Consider the following 2,966-nt stretch of genomic DNA (forward strand, 5'->3'; position numbering starts at 1 on the left):
GGGACTGTCAGAAAAACGGTGGATCTGGGACTGGCCTGACCGAAAGGAAAGGTAATGACCCAGACCATCGAGATGATCGATCCTGTGACAGGAGAGATCATTGATGAGAAACAGATCGCGGAGCAGCTGCTCACGCAAGCGAAGGAGCAAGGCGTCAGCCTCGTCGGGCCGGGAGGCCTGCTGGGCGGGTTGACCAAGACCGTGCTGGAGACCGCGCTAGAGGCGGAGATGACCGAGCACCTCGGATACGAGAAGCATCAGGTCACTGACAGTGAGAACGCGCGCAACGGCACTCGTTCGAAGACGGTGCTCACCGAGGTCGGCCCGGTGCAGATCGAGGTCCCGCGGGATCGGGATGGATCGTTCGAGCCGAAGATCGTCCGTAAGCGGCAGCGCCGGTTGGACGGTATCGACGAGATTGTCCTCTCGCTCACCGCGCGGGGGTTGACCACGGGTGAGGTCGCGGCGCACTTCGATGACGTCTATGGTGCGTCGGTGTCGAAGGAGACGATCTCGAAGATCACCGACAAGGTCATCGAGGAGATGACCGAGTGGCAGAACCGGCCGCTGGATCGGGTCTACCCGGTGGTGTTCATTGACGCGATCGTGGTGAAGGTCCGTGATGGGCAGGTCCGCAACAAGCCGTTCTATGTCGCCATCGGTGTTACCACCGGCGGGGAGCGGGACATTCTGGGCATCTGGGCCGGCGACGGTGGCGAGGGGGCGAAGTTTTGGCTCGGGGTGCTCACCGAGCTGAAGAACCGTGGCGTCGAAGACGTGTGCATCGTGGTCTGCGACGGCCTCAAGGGGCTGCCGGAGTCGATCACCACGACGTGGGAGTTCGCCGTGGTGCAGACGTTATCTCTTCACAATGGTGGGGTCCGGGGCTTCCGGACGGCCACCTGCGCCGTGGCGGTCAGAACCTATGCAAACGAGTCACCTTCGAGGTCCACATGCAGACCCGTTCGGCCGCCGCGGGGCAGAATCGTGAATCAGCCAGCGGGAGCAGCGACACCTGCCAGGTGATCGCCGAGATAAGGTTCTGACGCGAGGCTGCCACGCATCATCGGTGACCGGGTGGATTCCTTCGATAGCGGAAGGGAGAGCCCGAAATGGCTCGTCTTCATCACCAACCTGACCCATCTGATGTGTTCGCCGGCGTCGACTGGGGTGGCACCCACCACCAACTGTGTCTGGTCGACGCGGACGGCCAGGTGCTGCGGCAACGCCGCGTTCCCCACACGGTTGCCGGCATCACAGAACTCTGCCGGCTCCTGACTGACAGTCATGGTCTGACCAGGGTCGCAATCGAACGTGCCGAGGGACTGCTCGTCGAGCGGCTCCTCACCCTCGAAAGCGTCGAGGTGTTCTGCGTGTCGCCGAAGATCTCCTCGCGTGCTCGGGAGCGATATCGGCTCGCCGCGACGAAGACCGACGAGTTCGACGCGTTCGTCCTCGCCGACACGCTCCGCCACGAGCATGGATTCTGGCGACCCCTGCGTCCCGCGTCGGACACTCTGATGCAGCTACGCGCAACGATCCGTGACCGAGAACGCGTGGTCTGGAACCAACGCGACCTCGAGAACCAGCTTCGCGCGACGATGGAGGCCTACAACCCGGCGGTGTTGCACCTGTTCTCCAGCCTGGACCGCGATATCTCGCTGGAGTTCATCCGCCGCTACCCCCTACCCGCACAGGCGGCACGTGTCGGCGTCGCACGGATGGGAGCGTTCATCAGCCGCGAGCACTACACCGGCCGTGTTCCCGCCGAGACGCTCGTCGCGCGTCTGCAACCACATCTCCTCTCGGCCAGCGCGGGCACGAACCAGGGGAAGGCGTTCACCGCGGTCCGATTCGCCGACCAGCTCGACCTGCTGAACCGCCACCTCCGCGACTACGACACCGAGATCGATCGGCTCCTCGCACTCCACCCCGACACCAGGATCTTCACCAGCTTCCCCGGCATCGGACCGGTCATCGCCGCCACCCTCCTGGCAGGCATGGGAGAGGATCGGGCACGATTCCCGTCGGCGCCCGCACTGCTGGCCGAGACAGGCCTCGCCCCGGTCACCCGCGCGTCCGGTCGCACCCGGCAAGTCAGATTCCGGTACGCCGCGAACAAGCGCATGCGGCACGCGATCGACTGGTGGGCATTCGTCCTGGTCCGCGAGGACCCGCACTGGTCAGGCGTGCTCTACACCGCGGCCCGCGCCGCCGGCCAAGGCCACTACCGAGCGCTGCGCGGAGTCAGCGCCCGCTGGACACGGATCCTCTGGCGCTGCTGGCAGGACCACGCCGACTACAACCCCGACCTCCACACCAACCGGCTCCAGGCGATCCCCACCGCAGCCACACAGACCACCAGCTGACGCCCGCGCTCCAGTCGCAGACGACCCCGCAAAACGGGCCGCCTGCCGATCCCGCCTGCCCGCCGCATCCACGCCTCCCAACCTCGAGGTTGACAGCGGGAGTCTGCATCATTCACCTGATCCGCAACACGTTCAAGTTCGCGTCGCGGAAGTACTGGGACCAGATCGCTCGCGACCTGCGGCCCGTCTATACCGCGCCGACCGAGGCAGCTGCCAGGGCGAGGTTCGAGGAGTTCGCGGAGAAGTGGTGCACCATGTATCCGGCGATCCGCAGGCTCTGGGAGAACGCGTGGAGCGAGTTCATCCCGTTCCTGGACTACGATGTCGAGATCCGCCGCATCATCTGCTCGACGAACGCGATCGAGTCCCTCAACGCCCGCTACCGGCGGGCAGTGCGGGCTCGGGGCCACTTCCCCAACGATGCTGCTGCGCTGAAGTGCCTGTATCTCGTGACGCGGTCGCTTGACCCCACAGGGCGAGGTCGGGCACGCTGGGTGACCAGGTGGAAACCCGCACTCAACGCCTTCGCGATCACCTTCGAAGGCCGAATCAACTAAAAATGCGCCAGGCCAGATCCACCGTTAACCTGACAGACCC

Annotated in this window: 1 protein-coding gene and 2 pseudogenes; all 3 read left to right on the forward strand. The window is 65.0% G+C overall.

Annotated elements, in window-relative coordinates; genetic code table 11:
• Positions 1 to 72: 72 nt before the first annotated feature.
• Positions 73 to 870, forward strand: a pseudogene (locus WDU99_RS17160) (IS256 family transposase); the annotation flags it as partial.
• A gap of 242 nt (positions 871 to 1,112) precedes the next feature.
• Positions 1,113 to 2,369, forward strand: a complete 1,257-nt coding sequence (locus WDU99_RS17165; RefSeq protein WP_337333687.1) for an IS110 family RNA-guided transposase — start codon at positions 1,113 to 1,115, stop codon at positions 2,367 to 2,369.
• 92 nt (positions 2,370 to 2,461) lie between these two features.
• Positions 2,462 to 2,926: pseudogene (locus WDU99_RS17170) on the forward strand (transposase); the annotation flags it as partial.
• Positions 2,927 to 2,966 lie beyond the last annotated feature (40 nt).

The organism is Microbacterium bandirmense, assembly GCF_037204185.1.
Lineage (GTDB): Bacteria > Actinomycetota > Actinomycetes > Actinomycetales > Microbacteriaceae > Microbacterium > Microbacterium bandirmense.

What these genes read in the sequence shown, in the direction of transcription:
- WDU99_RS17165 (WP_337333687.1), top strand. Translation starts at nt 1,113, where the DNA reads ATGGCTCGTCTTCATCACCAACCTGACCCATCTGATGTGTTCGCCGGC.